Annotated in this window: 1 protein-coding gene and 2 pseudogenes; all 3 read left to right on the top strand. The window is 74.4% G+C overall.

From position 1 onward, the window contains the following. Window positions 1–283 precede the first annotated feature (283 nt). Window positions 284–1,186, top strand: a pseudogene (locus AB8Z75_RS33805) (PP2C family serine/threonine-protein phosphatase); the annotation flags it as partial. 145 nt (window positions 1,187–1,331) lie between these two features. After that, window positions 1,332–2,681 (top strand): VWA domain-containing protein, encoded by a 1,350-nt coding sequence (locus AB8Z75_RS33800; RefSeq protein ID WP_369208790.1) that lies wholly within the window; start codon window positions 1,332–1,334, stop codon window positions 2,679–2,681. An 84-nt stretch (window positions 2,682–2,765) separates the two neighbouring features. After that, window positions 2,766–2,886, top strand: a pseudogene (locus tag AB8Z75_RS33795) (FHA domain-containing protein); the annotation flags it as partial.

Raw genomic sequence — 2,886 nt, 5'->3', positions numbered from 1 at the left:
GGCCGGCGGCCGACGACGGGGAGGCCCTCCCGGCCGCCGGCCCGCCGCGCCCCGTGTCCCCGTCCGCCGAGCAGGACTTCGCCCTGCCGCCCGCGGCCGGGGAACCGGTGGTGCCCCCGCCACCGGCCGACGCCGGCGCCGTGCCGCCCGGGACGCGGCTGCCCCCACGCCGCCCGCCCAGGGCCCGGTGCCGACCGGGCCCGACCCCCGCGCCGTCTCCGACGAACCCGCACGGCCGGCGGCCGACGACCTCGACGGCGTCGCGAGCGGTCCCGAACCGCTCGGCCCCACCTGCGTCGCCTGCGGCACCGGCACCATCGACGACGACGGGTACTGCGAACACTGCGGCCACAAGCAGCCCCGCGACCGCGACCACATGGAGTCGGCACTGGCCACCGTGGCCGCCGCCAGCGACCGCGGCCTGCGCCACCACCGCAACGAGGACTTCTACGCCCTCGCCGAGACCACCACGGGTGACGGCGCGCCCGTGACGATCGCCGTCGTCTGCGACGGCGTCTCCTCCGCGACCCGCCCCGACGAGGCGTCAGCCGTCGCGGCGGAGGCGGCGAGTGCCGCACTGCGTACGGCACTTCCGCAGGGCCGCCACGCACAGCAGGCCATGCACGACGCGCTCGTCGTCGCCGCCGAGGCGGTCAACGAGCTGGCGGCCGAAGCGCCCGTCGACCCGGCCAAGAACGCGCCCGCCTGCACCGTCGTCGGCGCGCTCAGCTGCGAAGGCATCCTGACGGTCGGCTGGATCGGCGACAGCCGCGCCTACTGGGTGCCCGACGACCGTACGGCCGGCGCCGCGCGGCTGACCGAGGACGACTCGTGGGCCGCGCAGATGGTCGCCGCCGGGCTGATGAACGAGGCCGAGGCCTACGCGGACCCGCGGGCACACGCCATCACGGGCTGGCTGGGCGCCGACGCCTACGAACTCGACCCGCACACCGCCTCCTTCCAGCCCGAGCGGTCAGGCGTCGTGGTGGTGTGCACGGACGGGCTGTGGAACTACGCCGAGTCCGCCGACGAGATGGCCGCCGCCCTCCCGCCCGACGCCGGCACCCGCCCGCTCCACACCGCCCGGCACCTGGTCGGCTACGCGCTGGACGGCGGGGGCCACGACAACGTGACGGTCGCGGTGCTGCCCGTGCCCGCACCGCCGGAAGGGACGGAGCCGGCCTGAGCCCGCGCGCACCGCGGGTTCCACAAGAACCGGGGGATCAAGACGGTCGGGGGAGACCGTCCGGGGGGAAGCACCACGCACACCGGCGCACCTCCGCCCGCCCCTTCGTCGACCTGTCGCCGCAGCACACACAGGAGCGGAAAACATGGCCAACTTCGCCAAGTCCAACGCGCCGCGCTTCTCCGTGGACGTCTACCAGAACGCGTACCTGCCCGAGGGCGCCCGCGAGGTGAACGCGATCGTCACCGTCACCGCCACCGGCGGTGGCACCACCGGCGGCCTGCCCCTCCCGGCGGCCGGCACGGGCGGCGGCGGTGCGGGAGCGGACGCGGCCGTCGTCATCATGGTCGACTGCTCCGGCTCGATGGACTACCCGCCAGTCAAGATGCGCAACGCGCGCGAAGCCACCGCCGCCGCCATCGACACCCTGCGCGACGGCGTACGGTTCGCCGTCGTCGCCGGGACCCACAAGGCCGTCGAGATCTACCCCGGCGACGGCTCGCTCGCCGTCGCCGGCGGGACCACCCGCTGGGAGGCCAAGGACGCGCTGCGCGGCCTGAGCGCCAACGGCGGCACCGCCATCGGCACTTGGCTCACCCTCGCCGACCGGCTGCTCGGCTCGGCCGACGTCGCCCTCCGGCACGGCATCCTGCTCACCGACGGCCGCAACGAGCACGAGTCGCCGGCGGAGTTGAGGGCCGCGCTCGACGCCTGCGCGGGCCACTTCACCTGCGACGCACGCGGTGTCGGCACCGACTGGGAGGTCAAGGAGGTCACCGGCGTCGCCTCCGCGCTGCTGGGGACCGCCGACATCGTCGCCGACCCCGGCGGCCTCGCGGCGGACTTCACACAGATGATGGAGAACGCCATGGGCAAGGAGGTCGCCGACGTGGCCCTCCGCCTGTGGACACCGCAGGGCAGCCGGATCAAGTACGTCAAGCAGGTGGCACCCACCGTCGAGAACCTGACCGAGCGCCGCACCGAGGCGGGCCCGCGCGCCGGGGACTACCCGACGGGGTCATGGGGCGACGAGTCACGCGACTACCACGTCTGTGTGGAGGTGCCCGCCGCCGAGATCGGCCAGGAGATGCTCGCGGCCCGCGTCTCGCTGGTCCTGCCCGCACCCGGCGGCGGCACCCCCCAGACCCTCTCCCAGGGCCTGGTACGCGCGGTGTGGACGGACGACATGGTGGCCACCACCTCCCTCAACCCGCAGGTCGCGCACTACACGGGGCAGGCGGAACTCGCCCAGGCCATCCAGACGGGACTCGATCTGCGCAAGGCTGGGGACGAAGCGGGCGCAACGGCCAAACTGGGGCGAGCCGTACAGTTGGCGAGCGCCTCGGGGAACACGGATACTGCGAAACTGCTTTCGAAGGTGGTCGACGTGGTGGATGCCGCGGCGGGTACTGTTCGACTGAAAGCGAAGGTCGCCGAGGCCGATGAGATGACGCTGGAGACGCGGTCCACCAAGACGGTCCGCGTCAAGCGCTAGCCGCACCGGCCGCGGCGCGCATCCCTGCCCGGCGAGGCGCCGGGTACGCACCCGAGCAGGAGCACGGAGGGGGAGGCACTCACCATGCCGACTTGCCCGAACGGCCACCAGTCAGCGGCCGACGACTGGTGCGAGGTCTGCGGTCACCGCATGACCGACGCGCCCGCGTCGCCCGCTGGGGCCGTACCGCCGCCCCCTCCGCCCC

The sequence above is a fragment of the Streptomyces sp. PU-14G genome, from assembly GCF_041028275.1.
Lineage (GTDB): Bacteria > Actinomycetota > Actinomycetes > Streptomycetales > Streptomycetaceae > Streptomyces.
Note: the sequence above shows the minus strand (reverse complement) of the source record. Positions and strands in the feature narration are given on the sequence as shown.

What these genes read in the sequence shown, in the direction of transcription:
- AB8Z75_RS33800 (WP_369208790.1), top strand. Translation starts at nt 1,332, where the DNA reads ATGGCCAACTTCGCCAAGTCCAACGCGCCGCGCTTCTCCGTGGACGTC.